Origin of the sequence: Rufibacter sp. LB8 (genome assembly GCF_014876185.1) — a bacterium.
Taxonomy (GTDB): Bacteria; Bacteroidota; Bacteroidia; order Cytophagales; family Hymenobacteraceae; genus Nibribacter.
Genome location: NZ_JADALJ010000001.1, coordinates 1,899,582 through 1,921,141, shown reverse-complemented (window position 1 = coordinate 1,921,141; position 21,560 = coordinate 1,899,582). Strand labels below are relative to the sequence as shown.

Below are 21,560 nucleotides of genomic sequence, written 5' to 3'. Positions count from 1 at the left end.
CACAACCAATACTTTATGTGTAATAAACCAAGTTACGTATAGGAACATCTATATAATAGAAGAGTCCTTTTATCTTTACATCTGAATACGTTCCTACTTCGTTTGTATTTTACTCTATGGCTTTAAGAATTTTACTGGTCTTCACTTTTCTGTGTGTGGTGCTGGCGCCCAAGGAAGCTTGGTCACAGAACATCTCTGCCCCTAAATACAGCAACGAGTTCCTTAACCTGGGCGTGGGTGCCCGGGCGTTGGGTATGGGGGGCGTACAAAGCGCTATTGTGCGTGACGCCACCGCCGGCTTCTGGAACCCCGCCGGGTTGGTGGGCTTGCCTAAGCGGCACAACGTTTCCTATATGCACTCTGAGTTGTTTGCGGGCATCATCAAAAATGACTTTGGGTCATACGCCACCAAACTGGATTCCAGCAGTGCGCTGGCCTTCTCAGTGATACGGGTGGGGGTTGATGATATTGCCGATACCCGCCGCCTGGTGAATGAATACGGTGCCATTCAATATGACAGCATCCAGTTTTTCTCTGTGGCAGATTATGCGTTTTTGGCCTCCTACGCCAGAATGAGCAACAAAATACCAGGTCTTGCCCTGGGTGTGAATGCCAAGGTCATCTATCGCAATGTGGGTGATTTCGCCAACGCCTGGGGATTTGGCATTGATGCCGGCGCTCAACTACGGCATGGAGCCTGGCAGTTTGGCGTCATGGCGAAAGACATCACCACCACCTTTACCGCTTGGCGCCTAAACGCCGATGAACTGGGTGATACCTACCATGAAGAGGAAACCGCCTTTAACACCAACAGCATTGAGGTGACCTTGCCCAGGATGATTTTAGGTGCTGGCCGGTCTTTCCGGTTTGCAGACCGTTTCACTGCCCTGGTAGCCACCGACCTGGATGTCACCTTTGACGGCAAACGGAATAGCTTGCTTTCTAGCGGCTTGGTTTCCATAGACCCTAAAATTGGGGTAGAAGTCGGGTTTGCCAATGTGGTGCACGTGCGCGGCGGTATCAACAACATTCAGCAATTCCAGGATTTTGAGGGAAAAAAAAGCTGGAAGGTACAACCCAACTTCGGACTTGGCGTGGCCACGCACGGACTTATGCTTGACTTAGCCCTTTCCCGCATTGCTGATAATTCTGAGATGTCTTCGGTCATTGTTTCTGTTGCATATAGTTTTGATTGATTTTTGGTTGCTGGCTCCTATGAAACAACGTTCACGCTTCGTTACAACTGTACTTTCTTTTTTCTTTCTCTTCCTTTTTCTGGGAATGGGGCAGGTCTCTGCCCAACTTCAGGTCTTTGGGAACGAGTGGATTAATTACAGTCAGAAATATTACAAAATCAAAGTGCCTGCCACGGGCATGTATCGGTTAGACCGCGCTTATCTGCAGGCCGCAGGAATTTCTGACGTTGACCCCAGAAACCTGCAGATGTTCCGCCGAGGCAAGGAAATCTCCATTCATGTAGCTGGTGAGTCTGACGGTTCTTTTGACGCTGCAGATTACATTGAATTCTATGGGGAGAAAAATGACGGGGCCCTGGACCGGGAACTGTTCAAAAATCCCACCGCTGACCACATCAATCCTTATTATAGCTTATACACAGACACCGCTGCCTATTTCCTAACCTGGTCTGCTACCCCAGGCAACCGAATGGAGGCCTATAACCAAGATCCTGCTGGCTTAACGCCATCACCTTGGCATTGGCAGGAAGTTATGTTTTTTGACAATAGTCAATACACCAGAGGGAAACGATACGGTGAGAACTATATGTCCTGGATGGATGCCGGTGAAGGTTATGCAGGTGGTTCTACTGCAGGGTTTACCTTTAGCTTGCCTGGTATGATTTCCAACCCAGCTTCAACTGGACCTGCGCCAAGGGTTGAAATTGCTATGATGGGCTCCAATGACAATACGCATACGGTTGATATCTTTGTGCGGACCCCGGCAGACGCTGAGCGTTTGATAGGGACCTTTGATTTGGAAGGATATGCCTCTGATAAGAAAATCCTGCCCTTAGAATATACAGATTTTGCAGCAGACGGAAGACTGAGAATTAGAATTGCCGCCCGGAACACAGCATCACGGGTGCGCACCCTGTATTTCAAATCTATCTTCGCACAGCGCAACACCATGGCCGTTGCCGGCCTGCCTTTTATTCAACAGGAACCCAGTGCTACGCCTGCCTATTATGTGTTTGAGGGGGCCTCTGCTACTGCTGCGGTTGGCTATGACATAAGTATTCCGGATCAAGTTAAAAGAGTTGCAGGTATGGTGTCAGGGGCACAGAAAGGGTTCGTGTTTCCGGCTAATTTCTCTAAAGCAGTCCTTTGGACGTCTGCCCACCTGATTCCTGAACCTGCCAATGAAGTTAAGTTCAGGTCTATGGTGGGTAACAAGTCTGACTACCTTATAATTACACATGAATCACTAATGAAACCAGGAGGTGGCTCACAAAACCCAGTGCGTGATTATGCTGCTTATAGGGCTTCTACTATAGGAGGTGGTTATGATACACTGGTGATAGATGTAGACCAGATTTACAACCAGTTTTTCTATGGTGATAAATCCTCTGCCGCTTTGCGCCGCTACATGAAATTCATGATGGCGAATGGTAATCCTAAATATTTGTTTTTATTGGGGAAAGGTTTAGAGGCTGACAACGTCGCAAGTAGAAAGAATCCATCATCTCTGCTTGTTAGGGATTTGGTGCCAACAGGCGGTACGCCAGGGTCAGATGTTTTCTTTACCTCAGATTGGGAACTGGGTCAATACACGCCTAAGGTGGCCACTGGAAGGATTCCGGCCAATACGCCGGCAGAGGTTATGGGTTATCTGAATAAAGTGAAAGTGCATGAGGCCTTGCCAGAAAATTTAGATTGGCGTAAAAATATATTGCACCTCATTGGTAGCACCGGGGCAGAGCAGAACACGCTTTTGTCTTACATGCGCAGCTATGAGCGCATTGCCGAAAGCCGTTGGCTTGGAGCCAATGTCAATTCCATTATCAGAAATTCATCTGGCGGTCTGGAGAACCTGAACATTGCCGGTGAGTTAAATGCAGGCCTTTCTCTAATCACGTTTTTTGGGCATAGCTCAGGTACCGTCTCTGACTTAGATATTGGGCGGGTGTCTGATGTAGTAAACGGCTACAACAACACCAGCAAATACCCCATGCTGTTGATGAACGGCTGTAACGCCGGTAACATTTTCACCACAGGCCGTACCTTTGGCGAAGACTGGTTACTCACCGAGAACAAGGGGGCCATTGCCTTTTTGGCGCATGACAACTATGGCTACCCATCGTTGTTGAACGTGTTCTCGTCTAACTTTTACACTACCGCCTTCGGGGACCAGGAATATTTGTCTAAACCTCTGGGGTTACAGCACCAAAGAACCATTGAACTCACGGAACAAAAGATTGGCGGGGCCAACGCCACGGCCATGAACATGCAAATGGTGCTGCAAGCCGACCCTGCCATTGTGGTATTCGGGCCGGAGAAAGCAGACTATACCATTCCAAATGGGGGAGTGGCTTTGGAATCTGCTGACGGTTCAAAAATCACTGCCAACTCAGAAAAGTTCAAGGTTAACATTGACATCAGAAATCTGGGCCGCGTGAATGAAACACCATTTACCGTTTCCATTTCCCGTAAACTGGAAAATGGTACCACCATTACTTATGATCCGGTTGAGTTTGAGCCTATCTATTACAGAGACACTATCTCCATTGAACTGGAGGCGAAAACCACCGAAGGGGTAGGCGTGAACCGTTTTGAAGTGAAAGTTGACGGCGTAGATGCCATTGATGAAATTGACGAAACCAACAATACCATGACCCTGGAGTATTTCTTCTCCAGAAGTGGCGTATTGGCCATTGGTCCCCAGGAGTTTTCCATTGTCAAAGACAATAAGGTGAAATTGGTAGGCCACTCCACTGATTTGCTCATTGGCAGAAGGGGCTATTATTTTGAGATAGACACTGTGCACACTTTTGACAGCCAGTGGAAGAAATCTACCGTGGTGCAGGCTGATTTTATGCCTGCCTGGGAAGTAACGCTCCCGGCCAATACCACGCAGAATGACAGTGTGGTGTATTACTGGCGGTTTCGCTATGAAACCCTAACTCCGGGAGAGGAATTAGTATGGGCCAGCAGTTCTTTCAGATATATGCCGGGTAGCACTACCGGGTGGTCTCAGAAAGGCATAGGACAATTGCAAAAAGCAGAAAAGCAACGCCTAGAGGAAAATACCCAGAAACGCACGTTTGAATTCACACCCACCTTCCGGATTTTTGAAGTCAAAGGCGTAGGCGGCGGCCAACCGTTTGGATATCCGCCATACGGTATTTTCCTGGACAACTTCAAAACCATTGAGGCAGATTGTAACACCAACCGGCCTAACATGATGGCGGTAGTGTTGAATGACAAGACGCTCCAGCCTTTAGACGCACCTTCTGCGTATGCCTCTATTTGCGGAACGCCACCTAAGTTTGTGTACCACTTCAATGATTTGCGGCAGGCGGCTAATTTAACCAAACTGCAGCAGTTCCTGGAATCTGTACCAGCCGGCTACCACATTGCCATGGTGGGCATGAGCAATGTGCCATATTCTACCATGTCACCGGGGTTAAAGGCTGCGTTCAATTCCATTGGATCTTCATTGATTGATAAATTAGCCACTGGCGAACCGTTTGCCATCATTGGTAGAAAAGGGGCGGCACCAGGCTCTGTTCTGGAGATTGGGCCATCGGCTGAAGATCCGTCGCCGGCTAACATGCAAACAATCAGGATTGAAAGGGAAGTGAGGTCTCGCGCGGGACAAGGAACACTGGTATCTAACCTGATTGGCCCCGCCACCAAATGGAACTCTTTGCAGCACCAGGTGGCCTTGTTAAACCAGGATGATGCGTACCAACTGGATGTGATTGGGGTAAGCGCCAATAATGAGGAAGTAGACCTGTTCACAGATGTAAAGTCATCTGACCTCAATCTTTCCAGCGTGAACGCCGCCACTTATCCTTATCTGAAACTAAGACTTGTTTTAAAGGACGAGGCAGAGCGCACGGCGCCTATCTTAAAACAATGGACCATTTTGTATGACGGCGCGCCCGAAGGAGTTATGCGTCCCGATTTGGTTGGTCTGGCCAAATACAGTCCTGAGGCTATTTCGGCACAGGTGAACAACGGCGAATTGGATTTGCAGTTTGCGTTCTCCAATGTGAGCGGCGTTGATTTTACGGAGGAGTTGACCGTGGAAACCATTTTGTTCCAGGAAAACGGCACCCGCACCGAGAAGATTTTTAAAGTACGGGCGCTGGAGAAAGACGGGACCGTGTTCTTCAACCATAAAATCTCCACATTACAGCTACAGGGCAACAACCGCCTGAGGGTGACAGTTAACCCCCGCAGCTTGACTGACCCCGCCTATAAGCCTTTGTTGGAGCAGAATTACCTGAACAACACCATGGAGATTCCGTTCACGGTGGGCACCTTCACGGGGCTGCCCCCGGTTATTGACGTGGTGTTTGACGGAACCAGAATCATTGACGGGGAGATTGTGTCGCCAAGGCCCATGATCAGCATGGTGTTGAAAGACAACATGAAGAAAATGCCCATCACGGACCCGTCTGCCATGAAGGTGTTCCTGAAGAAACAAGGCGGTGAGTTTTCCGAAATTAACTTAACGAACAACTCCGCCATCACCTTCTTCCCGGGCAACGCTACCACTGATTTCAGGGTGGAGTACCAACCGCAGCTAGAGGATGGCATTTATACGCTGGAAGTACAGGGCACCGATGCCTTCGGGCAGAAGGCGGGTTCAGAGAACTACAGCATTAATTTTGAGGTGGTGAACGAGTCAGCCATCTCCAACTTCTATCCGTACCCCAACCCGTTCTCGTCTAAAACCAGGTTTGTGTTTACGCTCACCGGGCAGACGGTGCCGGAGAAAATGAAAATCCAGATCATGACCCTTACCGGTAAAGTGATCAGGGAGATTCAGCGGGAGGAGTTGGGTGCCATCAAGATAGGAAACAACGTCTCTGAGTTCGCCTGGGACGGTACCGATGAATTTGGCGATAAACTGGCCAACGGCGTCTACCTGTACCGCGTGGTGATGGGCAACGAGCAAGGTGAGATGAAACAACGCGCCACCGCCGGGGACAAAGCCTTTAAGAATGGCTACGGCAAAATTTATATTCTGAGATAACTTCCTGTTTTCGGGCTCATTTCTGAAAATGAGGCCAAAAACGCAAATAAAAAAAGAGCGCCATGTGATTGGCGCTCTTTTTTTGTGGTAGAAGCAAAAAAGCATTTCTACTAGCTTATTGGCAGCCTTTCTGATGGAAATGGTAACGTAATTACAAAACGAGATTTTACTGTTTTTGCCCTCGTTTCCAGAAATGAGCCCGAAAACGGAAAAGCCCTGTCCCTTCTCCCTCTGGAATTAGGTTAGGATGAGGGGCCACTTATGATAGACTTGGAATTAAGGTACCGTAAATAATTACACCCTCACCATTTCCCTCTGGGAGAGGGGGTTTCCACTTTCCCGTTTTCGGCTTCATTTCCAGAAATGAGCCCGAAAACGGGAATTAAAAAAGGGGGCACCTTTTATGGCGCCCCTTTTTTAATTCTGGCTGAAACCTGCTTTCCTTCTAAACGTGAAAAACGAGTAGGGATAGGCGTGTCGATCATCAGCCTCGTGCTCTGCCTGTTCCGTGATTTCCCAGACGTCGGGTTCCAGTTCCGGGAAGTAGACATCACCCTCAAAGGATTCATGCACCAAGGTCAGATAGACCACTTCAGCGAAGGGCAGGGCTTGTTGGTAAATGTCGCCGCCGCCCACTACCATCACGGTTTCATCAAGCGCCAACGCTTTCTGCAGGGCCTCTTCCACGCTAGTGGCCACCAAACAGCTTTCTGGGGCAACGTAATCTGCTTGGCGCGTGACAATGATGGACGTGCGGCCCGGTAGGGGTTTGCCGATGGCTTCAAACGTTTTTCGGCCCATGACCATGGGATGGCCCAAAGTGAGGCGTTTGAAATGCTTGAGGTCTTCGGGGAGATGCCAGATAAGCTGGTTGTCTTTCCCAATCACGCGGTTCTCAGAAATAGCGACGACTAACCCAATCATACAGCGTGCGTGAAGGTGAAACCCCTGAGAAAATCCTGAAGACTCATGCGCTTTTTACCTTCCATCTGTAGTTCCTCCACCGTATAGGCTGAGTCTTCGCCGCATTGCAAATGCAGATACGTTTTGTTGTCGGTGTCATAGGTGCCGGGAATTTTCAGAGAATGCGCAGGTACCACACTTCCCTTGAAAATCTTGAACGTCTTCCCTTCCAACTCCAGCCAGGCCGCCGGGTACGGCGACAAACCTCGTACAAAATTATGCACGTCAATGGCTGACTTAGTTAAATCTATCCGGCAGGTTTCCTTGAAAATTTTAGGCGCCATGCGCAGCGGCTCCTTGGCCTGCGGTTGCGGGTAGGGTTGCGTGCGTTCATCCACCACGGCATCAATAGTTTCCACCAACAGTTCTGCACCGGCGTGCTTCAGTTTCTCGTAGAGCGTCCCGAAGTTGTCTTCCGGGGCAATGGCCACTTTTTTCTGCAGGATGATGTCGCCGGTGTCAATTTCGTGCCGAAGGAAAAACGAAGTAACGCCGGTTTCCTTGTCTCCGTTGATTAAGGCCCAATTGATGGGCGCCGCGCCGCGGTAATGGGGGAGTAACGAACCGTGAATGTTCAAGGAACCCATAGGCGGCATGTTCCAGACGGCTTCGGGCAGCATTCTGAAGGCCACAATCACCTGCAAGGTGGCGTTGAAACTCCTGAGCTCTTCCTGAAACGCCTGGTCTTTCAAGTTGGTAGGCTGCAATACCGGAATACTGTGCTGCAACGCCACTTCCTTCACCGGCGAGTGTAGCAGCTTCAGGCCGCGTCCTGCGGGTTTGTCTGGTGCGGTTATGACGGCCACTACGTTGTAACCGTGGGTTAGTAAGGCTTGCAGGGCAGGCACGGCAAAGTCAGGCGTACCCATGAAAATCAGGCGCAGGTCTTGTTTCTGCATGTTAGTTGGTATCTGGGTAAAGCAGATATTGTTTGCGCATCTTCTTGTAAGCGTCAAGGCCTGGTTTCCAGGAATCCCTGATTTGTTTTTCGGTCATGCCGGCCATGATTTGTTTCTGCAGTTCATCGGTGCCGGCCAGGCTTTTGAAGAAGTTGTTGAAGAATTTCTCTTTCTGGCCCGAGGCCTGGTAAAAATCCAGCAAGTAGCTCAGTGTGAAAGGCTCCTTCAGGTCCAGATTCCGGAGGTCTTTGCCATAGCAAATCTGGTTTTTGTACGGCGGCTCCATGGACATGCCGGGAATAGGAACGGGCGTGAACGAAAACGATTTGTCTGGGTAATACGGCGCACCAATCACCTGGAACGGCATCTGCGTGCCGCGGCCCTGGCTCACGGTCGTTCCTTCAAACAGACACAGGAATGGGTACAGTTTTATGCTTTGGTCGATGGGTAGGTTGGGCGAAGGCTTGATAGGTAAAGAATAGAACTTCTTGCGGTCATAATTCTTTACCAATATGGATTTTACCTCGGCCTGTACGCCGTTTTTAAGCCACTTTTCGCCGTTAATCATCTTGGCATATTCGGCTAATGTGAGACCGTGTGAAATGGGAATAGTGTTCATGCCCACGAAGGATTTGAACTCGGGCTTAAGCATGGGGCCGTCAATTAAGTAACCAATCGGGTTGGGCCGGTCCAGTAAAAGCATGGGCTTGTTGAGTTCGGCGCAGGCTTCCATCACGTAGTGCATGGTGCTGCTGTAAGTGTAAAAGCGAACGCCCACGTCCTGAATGTCAAACAAGACCACGTCCACGTCTTTCAACTGCTCGGGCTTCGGTTTTTTGTTGCTGCCGTAGAGTGACAGAATGGGCAAGTTGGTTTTGGCATCTACGCTGTTACTGATGTGCGCACCCGCATCGGCATCTCCCCTGAACCCGTGCTCCGGCGCGAAGATGACCGTGATTTTTACGCCGTGGCTCAGCAAGGTATCTACCAGGTGGGTCTTGCCGATGGTGGAGGTTTGGTTCACCACCATAGCCACACGCTTGCCTTGCAGGTACGGCAAATACAACTCTGTCTGTTGTGCGCCCGTTAGCAGGGTAGTTTGTTTGGGGGCTTTGGCTGCAGTTGTTGTGGCTGCCGCAGGAGCAGCGCTGGAGGCAGGAACACTGGCGGTTTGCTTGCAAGAGGCCAGGACCACACAGAAAGCCGCCGTACGGAGGAAGGGTGAAATCATAGGTTTAGTTTAAAAACAGATAAGTATCTTTAAGCGCAATTAACAACAAGCAGTGAATCTTTCCCGCTACATTGCCAGCCGTTTGGCGGGCGCCCGTTCAGATTCTTTTACCGCCTCGGTCACAAAAATAGCAAAGTTCAGCGTAGGTCTGGGCATTGCCATCATGATTGTGTCATTTGCTATCTTAGAAGGCTTTCGGCACGAGATACAGGCCAAGATTTTCAGCTTCGGGGGGCACCTGCAAATCAGCAAATTTGACACCAACAACTCGTTTGAAGGCTACCCCATGGGCACCACCACCGGCCTCAACGACTATGAAAAGATTCCGGGCGTGTCACACATCCAACCCTTCGCGCGCAAGACGGCCATTATTAAAACCGAAGACGAAGTGCTGGGCGTAGTCTTGAAAGGCGTTGATTCTACCTATGATTTCCGGGGAATGAAAGCCAACCTGATTTCCGGCTCCACCATTCAATTTACAGATACCGCGGCTTCTAACGAGCTAATGATGAGCCAGATTATGGCCGATAAACTCCGTCTGAAAGTGGGCGACAAAGTGCTGTTCTATTTTATCCAAAACCCGCCGCGCATGCGCCGGTTTGAGGTGAAAGGCATTTTCAAGACCGGTCTGGAGGAGTTTGACAACGTGTACGTGCTGGGTGATCTGCAGCAGATCAGGGATTTGAACCAGTGGCCAGATTCATTGGTAGGCGGTTACGAGATTTTGTTGAACGACTTCACGCAGATTGACACCGTGGCCAACCAGGTCTTCGACCACATGAACTATGACCTGCAACTGGAGAAAATAACCGACACTTACGCGCAACTTTTTGACTGGCTGGAACTGCTCAAGCGCAACGTGATTATTTTTCTGGTGCTGATCATTTTTGTGGCCACGTTCAACATGGTTTCCACGCTGTTCATCATGATTCTGGAACGCACCAACATGATTGGCGCTCTTAAAGCCATGGGCGCCACCAACCGGCAAATCCGGAACATCTTCCTACATCGTGGTTTGAGACTTACCATTTGGGGAATTATTGGTGGTAATCTGCTGGCTTTGGCCTTCTGCGGTGCGCAAGACTATTTCCATCTTATTCCGCTTGACCCTGAAAACTACTACATGGACACCGTTCCTATTTACTGGAGTTGGCGCATCTGGCTGGGCATCAACGTAATTACTTTCTTTTTGACCATGCTGTCTGTAATGCTGCCTACCTTAATGATTTCCAGAATCAGTCCGGTTAAAGCCATCAAATTCGATTAAAGGTAAAATGGAAATTCCCGTTTTCGGGCTCGTTTCTGCAAATGAGCCCGAAAACGGGAATTTTGTTTGATGCCAAATCTTAGTCCTCAACTTTCAATCAAGGGCTTTCCGTTTTTGGCTTCGTTTTCAGAAATGAGCCCGAAAACAGAACACTAGCCGGGGAGCTGTATCTGCTGCTGCTCAAAGGCAATCTTTACTTTCTCGGTTAACGCCTCGCCCACAGAGCCCGCCTCTTGTCGCTTGCTCCATGCGCGCAGGTACAAGGTCACAGATTTATCGTTTAAGGAAGTGATGCCGGCCGTGGGAGCCGGTTCCTGCAGCACGTTGGGTTCCTGCAAAGCCAGTTGGCGAAGCAATTCGCGCACGGTGGCCAGGTTGTTGCCGTAGCCAATGGTAAAGGCCAGTTCCACGCGGCGCGTCTCCTGTGAGTCATAATTGATGATTACCGCCGAAGCCAGCGGACCGTTGGGAATATAGATATTCTTGTTGTCTGAGGTTCTAATGACGGTGTTAAAGATATTGATAAGCACCACATTGCCTTTCTGACCGAGCGTCTCAATAAAATCGCCCACTTTGAACGGTTTGATAGTGAGCAGCAGTACGCCTCCGGCAAAATTGGCCAAACTGCCTTGCAACGCCAAACCAATAGCCAAACCGGCGGAGCCCAGCAAGGCAATAAAAGAGGTCACTTCCAGCCCCACCTGCCCAATCACCACAATCATGAGCAAAATCATGAGCACCACCTTGAGCACATTCTTCAGGAACGGCCGCAGCGAGGGGTCCATGTTCCGACGCTTCATGAGGTTATAGGCGGCTTCCGTCAATCGGTTAATAAGCCAAAGCCCAATGATCAGGATAAAGAGGGCAATCAGAAATTTTATGCCGTACACCAGCGCAAACTGTTGAATAGTAGGGAGGAGGTGGTCCAAATCAAACATGGGAAGAAGGAAGATTGATGTTGAAGGGTGAAACTACGTTAGAAATAGCTAAGTACCTGCTGCAGGAGCGTTTTTTTGTACAGGCCATGCGCCAAAGCCAGTAAATACAACATTGTAATAGGCCCTTGTATTCTCTGTAGAATAGGTGCTCGTTTCTCCGCCGCCAGGTAGCCATGCAACGCCAGTAAAAAAAGCAATGTGCTAGGGGAGATAAGCCGGAAGTCAAACATGTCAAACTTCATGAGAAATCGCATGATTACCATAGTCAGCCAATAACTGAGCCCCACTAAGCCAATGATCAACGCCACCGAATCTTGCAAAGTAGGAGCGAGCAATCCTTTCACCTGTGGAACCTGGTACACGCGCCAAAGCACAAATCCCAGCACCACCAACTGGAAACCGAAGAGCGCCCAGGACGCATAATCCAGCACCAACGGGTTAAAATGCCTGATCACCGCGAATTCATTTACCTGCGTGAGAAGTAAATTTTTGAGCAGCAGCAGAAAGGGTTCATCGGCGTAAAAGCGGGTGGTGCCGCCGTAATAGCCCGAATGCTGCTTGACAAACCAGACGTAACAGGTCACAAACCCCAGCACCCCGGCGGCTATTCCCAGCAGCAAGCCCACTTCCTTCCAGTTTCGTTTGAGCAGAAAATAAACCCCAAACAACGAAAGCACGCCCAACAGAAATCCACCGAAGTATCGGTACAAAAATGCGCTCAGAATGGCAAACAGTAACTGAAATGCCCACTCCACGCGCTGTTCTGGCCTATACAGAAAATGGTGCAAGGCCACCGCAAACCACAGCATGATAACAGTAAACCCGCCCTCAGACCACGTGAAAGAGAAAATGTCCAGCAAAGAGTGCATACAGAACACCAAAGCCACCCAGAACGCCTGTTTAGGAAACAACTTCCTGATCAACAAAAATGAAAACCCAATCCAGGCTAAATTGACCAGTTTGGCACTCCAGAACGCCGAAATACCAGTGAGTTTGGCCACCGTGGCAATAGACAAGGGGTAACCTAGCGGCCAGATGGTGAAGACAATGGTTTTGCCGCCATTGATATGCACCAATTGTCCCGTATCTGCCAAGGCCTGGCCTGCGCCCGCGTAATGGGAAGAGTCTGGTGTGGTATACCCGTTTTCTTCCACCGCCACCCTTACCAGAATCACCAAGGACAGCGCCAAAAATAGCAAAAGCAGTTTCACGCTCTCTCGCATGGTTACGCCAGAAGTTTGCACCGCAGCAATAGGTTGGGGTCCAGGCAAATCTTCCGGAAGGCCGTCTCTTCAGCAAGGGAGCACACGCCAGGGAAATCACCGGTTTTTCCCAGCATGTCGGTCATCAATTGGAAATGCAGGTGCGGCGGCCAGTCACCGTTTTCTGGGTAAGGTCCCATGAAGGCCACGCGTTCTCCGGCAGCTAATTCTTTTCCTACAAAAAGGCCGTCCAAAGAAGTTCTGCTCAAGTGCCCGTACAGCGTGTAAAATGTGATGCCTTCCAGTTCATGTTCCAGAATGATGGTAGGGCCGTAGTCGCCAAAATTGTTGTTGTCCTGAAAACTATGGACTTTGCCTGCCAGCGGCGTGTAAATGGGAATTAAGGCCGGTGCCCAGATGTCAACGCCCAAGTGCAGGGTGCGGGCTTGTTGGGAACCGTCAAAATGCTCGCTTCGGCGGTAAATGACCCGGTTCTCAAAGTAGCCGCCCACACCCACGGTGGCGTTTTTCTCAGCAAGCATCTGGTTTACAAATACTTCAAACGCCGCCGTGTCCCGCAGGTCGGTTTCCAGGAGTTGGGCATTGGCCGCGGTGAAATCAAGCCGGGTTACGTCTGGGGTGTTGAGGTCGTGGTCCAGGATGGGGGCCAGGTGGCCAGTGTAATTCCTGAGTAAGTTTTCCAGTTTTGGGGCTATTTCCATTTTAGAGGCCAGAAACGGTAAAGGCAGCGGGTTAACAGCGAGCAAGATACAAAAAAGCTAACGCTTGATAGTTTTTTGGCCCACCATATGACACGCCAACCTTAAATATCGTAACTTTCCCGACTTAAACCAGTTTAGCAAAAACCACAAGCTTTTGTTTTAGCCTACAGAACTATGAGTAACGCGTATTTCAATATGAACGTGGTGGACATCACCCAGGAAACCGCCGATGCCATCACCCTTCACCTAGACCACCCAGACAAGAAAAGCATTCCCTATATTCCGGGCCAGTTCCTTACTTTAATCATCCCCATTGATGGTAAAAAAGTAAGACGCTCGTACTCTTTGTGCAGCACGCCCGAGGAGCCATATTTCTCAGTGACGGTCAAGCGTGTGGAGGGCGGGTTGGTGTCTAACTACCTGGCAGATACCGTGAAAGTAGGGCAGCAGATTGAAGTGATGGCCCCGCTGGGGAACTTCGTGCTGAAAGCCGATGCGGGCCAGAAGCGCCACTTCTTTTTCTTTGGCGGCGGCAGCGGCATCACGCCGTTAATGTCCATGACCAAAAGCGTACTGAAAGACGAGCCGCAGAGCCGCATTACGTTAATCTACGGCAACCGAAACTTGGATTCGGTTATCTTCAAAGATGCGCTGGCGCAACTGGAGCAGCAATTCCCAGACCGCCTGAAATTGGTGCATGTCTTCAACGAGGCCATCGCAGATGCCACCGAGACGCAGGAAAACATCGGCCTGTTGGACCGCACCATGGTCCTGCAACTGCTGGAAAACCTGAAAGTGGACGGCTATACCCAGGAAAGTTTCTACATGTGCGGCCCCGAAGGCATGATGAACGAGGTGCGTGACGCCCTGCAGTTCATGCGCGTTCCCGCCACCAACGTGTTCAAAGAAAGCTTCACCGCGCCTACCACCGTGGAAGACCACGGCGCCGATGTTTCTTCTGAGGAATCCAACGAAATCATCACCCGCACCGTGACCATCATCTATGAAGGCAAAGAGCACCAAGTAGAGGTGAACCCCGACGAGACGATTTTAGAAGCCGGCCTGCGCGCCGATATTGATTTGCCGTACTCTTGCCAGGCCGGTCTGTGTACCGCCTGCCGCGGAAAATGCCTGAGCGGCCGCGTGCACCTAGACGAGCGCGAAGGGCTTTCTGATTCTGAGATTGACCAAGGCTATGTCTTGAATTGTGTAGGCCATCCGCTCACCGCCGGCGTGGTGATTGAGATAGGATAATCTTCTGTGACCACTTTTATGGAAAACACGTCCCCACCCCTGGCGCTGCCCACCCGCAAACCCAGAACCTATTTGCCAGACACCTTTGAAGTGCAGGACTGGGCCTCTTTGGAGCCTATTTTTGAGGAACTGAAGAACCGCCAACTCAACTCACTGGCAGAACTGGAGCGCTGGATTGCCGACCGCAGCGAACTGGAGAGCGTGCTCTCTGAGAACCTGGCCTGGCGCTACATCAAGATGACCTGTGACACGCAGAACGAAGCGCTCACTGAGGCCTTCCAGTTCTTCGTGACCGAGATTGAGCCGAAGGCCTCGCCGTATGATGACGCCTTCAACCACAAGCTGGTTTCCTCAGAGTTCGCGCAGGGGCTAGACGAGCAAAAATACCGCATCTACCTGCGGGGCGTGCGCCGGGCCATTGAGTTGTTCCGGGAAGAGAATATTCCGCTGCAGACCGAAATCAGCACCAAACAGCAGCAATACGGCTCCATTGCCGGGGCCATGATGGTGACCCTGGACGGCGAGGAAATGACCCTGCAACGCGCCGCCGACCGCCTCAAGCAAACCGACCGCGCCGTGCGGGAACAAGCCTACCTGGCTATTCAAAATCGTCGTCTGGAAGACAAAGACAAGCTAGACGACCTTTACACCGAACTGATTCAGCTGCGCCACCAAGTGGCCGTGAACGCAGGTTTCGCTAACTTCAGAGATTACATGTTCGCGGCGCTGGGCCGGTTTGATTACGGCCCCGAGGACACGTTTTCGTTTCACCAAGCCATCAAAGAAAAAGTGGTGCCGGTGACCAAACAGATAGACCGCGCCCACAAAGAAAAACTGAACCTGGACACGCTCAAGCCATGGGACATGGACGTGGACCCAAGCCTGTTGCCGCCCTTGGAACCGTTCAAAACCGGCGAGGAACTGCTTTCCAAAACCATTGACATTTTCTACCACTTAGACTCATTCTTAGGCGACTGTCTGGTGACCATGCGCGAAATGGGCCATCTGGATTTGGAATCAAGAAAAGGGAAAGCGCCGGGCGGTTATAATTACCCACTAGATGAAATTGGCGTGCCGTTTATCTTCATGAATGCCACTTCTTCGCTGCGCGATGTGGTGACTTTGCTGCATGAAGGCGGCCACGCCGTGCATTCTTTCTTAACCCGTGAGTTGCCCTTGAATTCTGCCAAACACCCACCGTCTGAAGTGGCAGAATTGGCGTCTATGTCCATGGAATTGCTCACGCTGGACCATTGGGATGTATTCTTCCCGAATCAGCAGGACCTGGTGCGCGCCAAACGTCAGCATTTAGAAGGCGTTTTGGAGACGTTTCCGTGGGTGGCCACCATTGATAAATTCCAGCACTGGGTGTATGAAAACCCGAATCACTCGGTAGAAGAACGCCACCAGAACTGGGTGCGTATTTTTGAGGAATTCAACCTGCAGGAAGTGGACTGGTCGGGATTGGAGCACTTGAAACCGTACATCTGGCAGAAGCAACTGCACCTCTATGAAGTGCCTTTCTACTACGTGGAATACGCCATGGCCCAACTAGGCGCCATTGCCGTCTGGAAGCGTTACAAAGAAGAACCCGTTGCCGCGCTGCAAGGTTACAAAGATGCCCTGAGCCTGGGCTACACCGCCACCATCAGTGAAATCTACGCTGCCGCCGGCATCCGTTTTGATTTCTCACCGGAGTACATTCAGAACCTGGTAGATTTTGTGAAAGACGAATTGGCCAAACTGGATTAAATTTCCATTTAAAGCATAAGAAAAGCCGCAAAAGAAAATCTTCTGCGGCTTTTCTGTTTTCGGGCTCATTTTCAGAAATGAAGCCGAAAACAGGATTTACTTTTCTGGAATCAGGCCTGAGTCTTGTTGTACACTTTCTACTGGCAGATTTCCCCCTTGAGGATTACCCAAACGTGCGCTTGAGTCAGCGAGCGTAGCTCTGCTACGGGGTGTTATATAACCGAGCCTTGAAATGGCGTATAGAACTCAACACATTCCTTTGTTTGACGCATTTCGTCCCCCTTTGAAGGGGGTAGGGGGATGATAAAGTCAGCCTGAAAACCATTAGCCTAAGCTTAGAAAAACAAAGCGGAAAAGAAGCTGGAATTAATTATCTCCTATAAAATCATCCCCCAACCCCCTTCAAAGGGGGACGAAATGCGCACCCTTTCTTAAGGCTTTTCCGTTTTCGGGCTCGTTTTCAGAAATGAATCCTAAAACGCACTTTCCACTGCTATTCTTATTCCTCGTTGGTTTGGGATGCGGCCGATTTATCTACCCATTGGAACAGCGGCATGGGCTGCAGCGTGTCATAAGGCTTGCCTAATTTGGGGATCTGTTTTTTGTAGCGGCGAAGGAGCGTGTTGATTTCCTTAGCAGTTTTGTCATAGCGGCCGCGGTAAAAAATGACTTCGCTGTGATGGGCTTGTATGCTTTGCTGCAGGGAATCTACGCGTAGGTCGCCGGTGGGGCCGTCTGTGGGCAAAAAGGCTTTTATGGCATTCCACACGGATTCATGGGCCAGGTCATAGGCGTCAATTCTGTCTGAGACGCGCACCGTGTTGCGGTCATAACGCAAAGTAGGCAACCGCCTAATGGCTTTCTGCAGGTCGGCGCGCTGCTGGGCGGCAACCACGGCGGGCGGAAGCGCGGCCAACAAATCTTCCATCTGCTTTATTTTGAGGCTGTCAGAGTCCATCATCACGTTCCATTTGCCGGTGAGCGTGTCGGTGAGAATGGTCAGTTCGGTTTTGAGTTGTTCATTGGAGATGGGGCGCGCCAGCGGGCCAGACCGTCCGGAGTCTTTGGAGCACCCGGCCAGAAACGTGACCAGCACTAAAAGGGCGCCAAAGAAAAATTTATTTTTCATAGTGTTTATAAAGGCTTGAACTGTTCAAATAACTGCCGGCAGTCATGGCAGAAGTGCATGGAACGGCAGAGCGTAGGGCCGAAGGGCGTTCGCATCTCCGTGTTCAGGCTATTACAGTTGGGGCATTCAGCGTATTCCAGAATATCTAAATCCAGAATGCCCTGGTACGGCTGCGGCGGCGCCAGCCCGAACTCCTTTAGCGCCTTGCGGCCTTTCTCACTGATTTTATTGGAGTTCCAGGGTTCGTCAAAACTCATGGTCACCGTAAATTCCTGCACACCGTGCCGCTGCAAGGCCTGTTCCACTTCTGCCCGCATGTATTCCATGGCCGGACACCCTGCAAACGTAGGAGTCATGCGCACCGTTACATGCTGCGTTTCTGGCGCAACGTTAATGCCCGTGATCACGCCCAGGTCATTCAAAGACAGCACCGGAATCTCGGGGTCTTTCACCTCATCCAGGAAAGCGCGAATTTGGTCTTGCGTGTACATGGTGTCCGTTGTTTTACAGTTTGTTATGCAGCTGCTTTGTTTATACGTAACCTAAAACCAAGCTTAAAAGTTGAAAGCCCACCTAAATAAAGGCTTCCCCGAAATAGAATTTCCGTTTTCGGGCTCATTTCTGAAAACGAGCCCGAAAACGGAAACCAAGAATCGCCTTAATACTTATTTACCACTCAGCGGTGGGGTCAATCTTGAAGACTTCGGCCATTTCATCTAACAGCGGTTGCAGGTGTTCTGTGTGCTGGCCATAGCGACCACCATACACCGGCGTGAGGCTGCGTAAATCTGGCAGTTTCAGGCTGGTTTTGGCCAGAACGGTAGCAATACGCTCTTCCCACTGGGCTTGCAGCGCGGCTTCGCCGATGTAAACACCAGTGTCAATCAATTCCTGCTCGTATGTTGATGGCTCAAAAATACCCAAGGCAAACGGCAACGCGTATTCCAAAGAATCTTGTAAACGGCTGATGCTTTCCTGGGTGGCAGAGCCAAGTTGTTTCACCAGCGTATTGCCATGGAGAACGTGGTATTTCACTTCGCCTTTGAGTTTGGTGGCGATTTTAGCAATGCCTTCATAACTGGACTGGCTCAAGGCCTCAAACCGTAACACTTCGGCATTGTCAAACAAGAAGTGCCGAATCAAGCTGAAATCATATTCGCCGATGGGCAATTCTACCAATTGGCAATTATGGAATTGGTCGGCGTTGCGCATGAAGGCTACGGTGTCGGGTTCGCCTTCGCCTAATTCATGCAGTAGGGAATAAAACGCTAAACTATGACCTAATTTGTCCTGCGCCATGGAGGAAAACGCGATGTCTTCTTCCAGCATAGGGCCCATGCCCGTCCATTCAGAGTTGCGGTGGCCCAGAATCAGTTGGTCGTCGGCTATTTTGTAGAGCAGGTCTTTTAACGCGAGGTCTTGCATGGTCTTAGGCTTTCTGTTCGGCTTTGAAGCGGTCAATCTTGTCCTGTACACGGTAGGCCATGGCCTCACGGTACTTTTTCTCGGGCGTGGTGGCCCAGATGTCTTTATCTTCCTCTTCGCGAAGCACATGCTCGCTGGCGACTACCCACACATTCACCACGGGCGGCACGTTCAAGGTTTGCTTGGCAACTTCCAACGCATGTTCCACTGACCGCGCCAGAATGGTGCCGGCGTGTTGGTGCGCTTTGCCGCGTTTCTTCAAATGGAAAAACTCATAGGGCTGTTCCGGAGTCTCAGGCAAGGTCTCTAAAGTTGGCAGCGAGTCATACACAGAAGTGTTATCATCGGCGTAGCCGGAAACAAAAATATGCTGCGTTTTGGCCACCCACATACCCGAACACATGGCGCGGCGGCTATACTGCTCTTTGCCATACAAAAACGCAATCTCCTCATTGGCCGCATGCACTGGCCCCACATACGTATAAGCAGAACCTTCTTTTTTCTGATGAAAAACTTCATAGTTCTCCAACTGGTCCAAAGCCGGTTTAGGCGAAGGATTGGGTTCTTCCTCTATGTGTAACCGAGTTACCCGTGGGTCCAGCGATTGAATGTGGTCAGCGTCTTGAGACATTTTGTTGAGTTCTGAGTTCTGAGTCTGGAGTTCTGAGTCAGAAGAGGTGGAATGGTTTGTTTGGTAATTAAGCGGTAAAGGGCGGACCGGGATTGCGAGTAATTTTATCCTCTTTCCCTTTACTCAATTCTCCTTTTGATACCTCATTTTGTCATCCTGAAAGGACTTTGTGAACAAGCTAGAAAAGCGCTTAGTAAAAGCTGCTACAAATTGCTCACAAGGTTCTTTCAGGATGACAAAGGGAGGAGATGGTGAATAGCGGCTTTACGCCAATGGTCTCACATAACTTGCCTTTGGCGACAGCAAGGCTCTGCGCACCCAGGCACCGCGTTCCTCGGCGGTGCGGCGCACAGCGAGGCGTTCTGCGTTGCAAGGGCCGTCACCGTTAATTACGCGTTTGAATTCGTCCCAGTCTGGTTCAGTATATTCCCACACGCCTTGCTCGTTTTTGTGGAGTTTGGCGTCTGGAACGGTCAAGCCCAGTTCCCAGATTTTAGGCACGTACATGTCTAAGAATTGCTGGCGGCAGGCATCATTGGTCGCCATTTTTACTTTCCAGCGCATCAGGGTTTCCGTGTGCGTGCTCATCTTGTCACTAGGCCCGAAGAAGGTCATGATAGGGGGCCACCACCGGTTGAGCGCTTCCTGAATCATTTTGCGTTGGATAGGCGAGCCCGTAGCCATGTGTACCACAGCGTCATGACCGTATTTCAAGTGAAAGGCTTCCTCGGCGCAGATGCGGTCCAGGGCGCGACAGTAGGGGCCATAGCTGCCTTTGGCGTTGGCCATTTGGTTTACAATGGCGCCGGCGTCAATCAGCCAGGAGATAATATTGGAGTCTGCCCAGGTGAAAGCCGGGTAGTTAAAAACGTTGGAGTATTTGCTTTTGCCATTGATTAAATCAGTGAGCATTTGCTCACGGGTTTTGCCCAGGGTTTCAGCGGCGCTGTACAGGAGTTGCGCGTGGCCTACTTCGTCCTGCACTTTGGCCATTTGGGCCAGTTTGCGACGGAAGCCGGGGGCACGGGTAATCCAGGTTCCTTCTGGAAGAGCACCAATGATTTCTGAGTGGGCGTGCTGCTCAATCATGCGGGTCAATTGCTTGCGGTAGAGTTGCGGCATCCAGTCGGTGGGCTCAATCTTTTCGCCGCGGGCTATACGGGCTTCAAACTCGGCGAGCAGAATAGGGTCTTCCTGTACTGCTTCGTCAAACTTGGTGGCTTCAAAAACGTTTCCTCCTCCGTACATAATCTTTTGATTTAAAAAGCTTTAAAAATTCTTAAGCCCGTTGAGCAGCAGGTTAGACAGATAGTCGGCTATCTCGTCTGGGCTCATTTTGCCTTCGGGCTTGTACCACATGTGCAGCCAGTTCAGGCTGGAAAGTAGGGTCAAGACCACAAACTTCTCGTCGTTCACTTTAAACTCGCCGCTGGCAATGCCTTCGCGCACAATCTCTCTGAAACTCTCTTCGTATTCATGGCGCAACTGGTTGAACTTGCCCAGGGCAGGCTCACTTAAATGGCGCCATTCGTTTAAAAACACGCCGGCGGCCGGTGGGTTTTTGGTCAAGACGCGCACGTGGCCGGCAATGGCCAACCGCAGTTTCTCGCTGGCGGGCACATCCTGGTTTTTAACATCGGCAAAGGCGGCCATGAACTCGTCTGCCATTTTAAAACACACCCGCTGCAGAATGTCTTCCTTAGATTTGATGTGGGAATACAGGCTTCCGGCTTCAATGCCTAGTTCAAGGGCCAAATCACGCATGGTGGTGGCGGCAAAGCCCCTAGATTTGAAAAGCGTGGTAGCGACTTGGTCAATTTGTTCTTTGCGCGACATACAATTACTATTAATATCCAAATCTACAAAAGCTAACACCTGTTAGCAAGAAAAAGTTTTATCTCGGCCCTATAAGAAAGCGGCCCATG

General features: G+C 50.4%; 17 protein-coding genes. 5 read left to right on the top strand and 12 right to left on the bottom strand.

All coding sequences use genetic code 11. The annotated features are described in order from the left end of the window. Positions 1-116 precede the first annotated feature (116 nt). Together IMY23_RS08155 and IMY23_RS08150 are read left to right on the top strand one after the other, a co-directional pair. On the top strand, positions 117-1,196 hold the full coding sequence (locus IMY23_RS08155; RefSeq protein ID WP_225986454.1) for a hypothetical protein: 1,080 nt from the start codon (positions 117-119) through the stop codon (positions 1,194-1,196). A gap of 19 nt (positions 1,197-1,215) precedes the next feature. Beyond that, complete coding sequence (locus IMY23_RS08150; RefSeq protein WP_192821604.1) at positions 1,216-6,222, top strand: C25 family cysteine peptidase; 5,007 nt, start codon at positions 1,216-1,218, stop codon at positions 6,220-6,222. Positions 6,223-6,639: 417 nt separating this feature from the next. Here IMY23_RS08150 and IMY23_RS08145 read toward each other — a convergent pair whose 3' ends face one another. The 3 genes from IMY23_RS08145 to IMY23_RS08135 are packed head-to-tail and all read right to left on the bottom strand — an operon-like array spanning position 6,640 to position 9,315. Beyond that, on the bottom strand, positions 6,640-7,146 hold the full coding sequence (locus tag IMY23_RS08145) for a dihydrofolate reductase (protein WP_192821603.1): 507 nt from the start codon (positions 7,144-7,146) through the stop codon (positions 6,640-6,642). Next, complete coding sequence (fmt, locus tag IMY23_RS08140; RefSeq protein ID WP_192821602.1) at positions 7,143-8,084, bottom strand: methionyl-tRNA formyltransferase; 942 nt, start codon at positions 8,082-8,084, stop codon at positions 7,143-7,145. Before fmt ends, IMY23_RS08145 begins: the two co-directional genes overlap by 4 nt. Before the next feature lies 1 nt (position 8,085). Continuing rightward, positions 8,086-9,315, bottom strand: a complete 1,230-nt coding sequence (locus IMY23_RS08135; protein ID WP_192821601.1) for an exo-beta-N-acetylmuramidase NamZ domain-containing protein — start codon at positions 9,313-9,315, stop codon at positions 8,086-8,088. A gap of 52 nt (positions 9,316-9,367) precedes the next feature. On the opposite strand from IMY23_RS08135, the gene IMY23_RS08130 reads away from it, so the two are divergent. Further along, a complete protein-coding gene (locus IMY23_RS08130; RefSeq protein ID WP_192821600.1) occupies positions 9,368-10,582 on the top strand; it encodes an FtsX-like permease family protein in 1,215 nt (404 codons plus the stop codon). 152 nt (positions 10,583-10,734) lie between these two features. On the opposite strand, the gene IMY23_RS08125 is transcribed toward IMY23_RS08130, so the two are convergent. The 3 genes from IMY23_RS08125 to IMY23_RS08115 are packed head-to-tail and all read right to left on the bottom strand — an operon-like array spanning position 10,735 to position 13,444. Continuing rightward, the gene (locus tag IMY23_RS08125) at positions 10,735-11,520 is read right to left on the bottom strand and encodes a mechanosensitive ion channel family protein (RefSeq protein ID WP_192821599.1); all 786 of its coding nucleotides are present in this window, start codon (positions 11,518-11,520) and stop codon (positions 10,735-10,737) included. A 38-nt stretch (positions 11,521-11,558) separates the two neighbouring features. Further along, complete coding sequence (locus IMY23_RS08120; RefSeq protein ID WP_192821598.1) at positions 11,559-12,743, bottom strand: hypothetical protein; 1,185 nt, start codon at positions 12,741-12,743, stop codon at positions 11,559-11,561. A 2-nt stretch (positions 12,744-12,745) separates the two neighbouring features. Continuing rightward, positions 12,746-13,444, bottom strand: a complete 699-nt coding sequence (locus IMY23_RS08115) for a peptidoglycan DD-metalloendopeptidase family protein (protein ID WP_192821597.1) — start codon at positions 13,442-13,444, stop codon at positions 12,746-12,748. Between the two features lie 174 nt (positions 13,445-13,618). Here IMY23_RS08115 and IMY23_RS08110 point away from each other — a divergent pair, with 174 nt between their 5' ends. Then, on the top strand, positions 13,619-14,698 hold the full coding sequence (locus tag IMY23_RS08110) for a ferredoxin--NADP reductase (RefSeq protein WP_192821596.1): 1,080 nt from the start codon (positions 13,619-13,621) through the stop codon (positions 14,696-14,698). 18 nt (positions 14,699-14,716) lie between these two features. Next, positions 14,717-16,450, top strand: coding sequence for a M3 family oligoendopeptidase (locus IMY23_RS08105; protein WP_192821595.1), 1,734 nt, complete (start codon positions 14,717-14,719; stop codon positions 16,448-16,450). 499 nt (positions 16,451-16,949) lie between these two features. Here the strand turns inward: IMY23_RS08105 and IMY23_RS08100 are convergent, their stop codons facing one another. From IMY23_RS08100 to IMY23_RS08075, 6 genes are all read right to left on the bottom strand, one after another. Further along, positions 16,950-17,579: a lipoprotein gene (locus IMY23_RS08100; protein ID WP_192821594.1), complete on the bottom strand. Its 630-nt coding sequence runs from the start codon at positions 17,577-17,579 to the stop codon at positions 16,950-16,952. A gap of 5 nt (positions 17,580-17,584) precedes the next feature. Further along, positions 17,585-18,070 carry a 1,2-phenylacetyl-CoA epoxidase subunit PaaD gene (gene paaD, locus IMY23_RS08095; RefSeq protein WP_192821593.1) on the bottom strand — a complete coding sequence of 162 codons (486 nt, stop codon included), beginning with the start codon at positions 18,068-18,070 and terminating at the stop codon, positions 17,585-17,587. A 178-nt stretch (positions 18,071-18,248) separates the two neighbouring features. Continuing rightward, complete coding sequence (gene paaC / locus IMY23_RS08090; protein ID WP_192821592.1) at positions 18,249-19,004, bottom strand: 1,2-phenylacetyl-CoA epoxidase subunit PaaC; 756 nt, start codon at positions 19,002-19,004, stop codon at positions 18,249-18,251. A gap of 4 nt (positions 19,005-19,008) precedes the next feature. Continuing rightward, a complete protein-coding gene (locus tag IMY23_RS08085; RefSeq protein WP_192821591.1) occupies positions 19,009-19,635 on the bottom strand; it encodes a phenylacetic acid degradation b in 627 nt (208 codons plus the stop codon). Positions 19,636-19,899: 264 nt separating this feature from the next. After that, positions 19,900-20,883 (bottom strand): 1,2-phenylacetyl-CoA epoxidase subunit PaaA, encoded by a 984-nt coding sequence (gene paaA, locus IMY23_RS08080; RefSeq protein ID WP_192821590.1) that lies wholly within the window; start codon positions 20,881-20,883, stop codon positions 19,900-19,902. A gap of 21 nt (positions 20,884-20,904) precedes the next feature. Next, positions 20,905-21,471 (bottom strand): TetR/AcrR family transcriptional regulator, encoded by a 567-nt coding sequence (locus IMY23_RS08075; protein WP_192821589.1) that lies wholly within the window; start codon positions 21,469-21,471, stop codon positions 20,905-20,907. Positions 21,472-21,560: the final 89 nt, after the last annotated feature.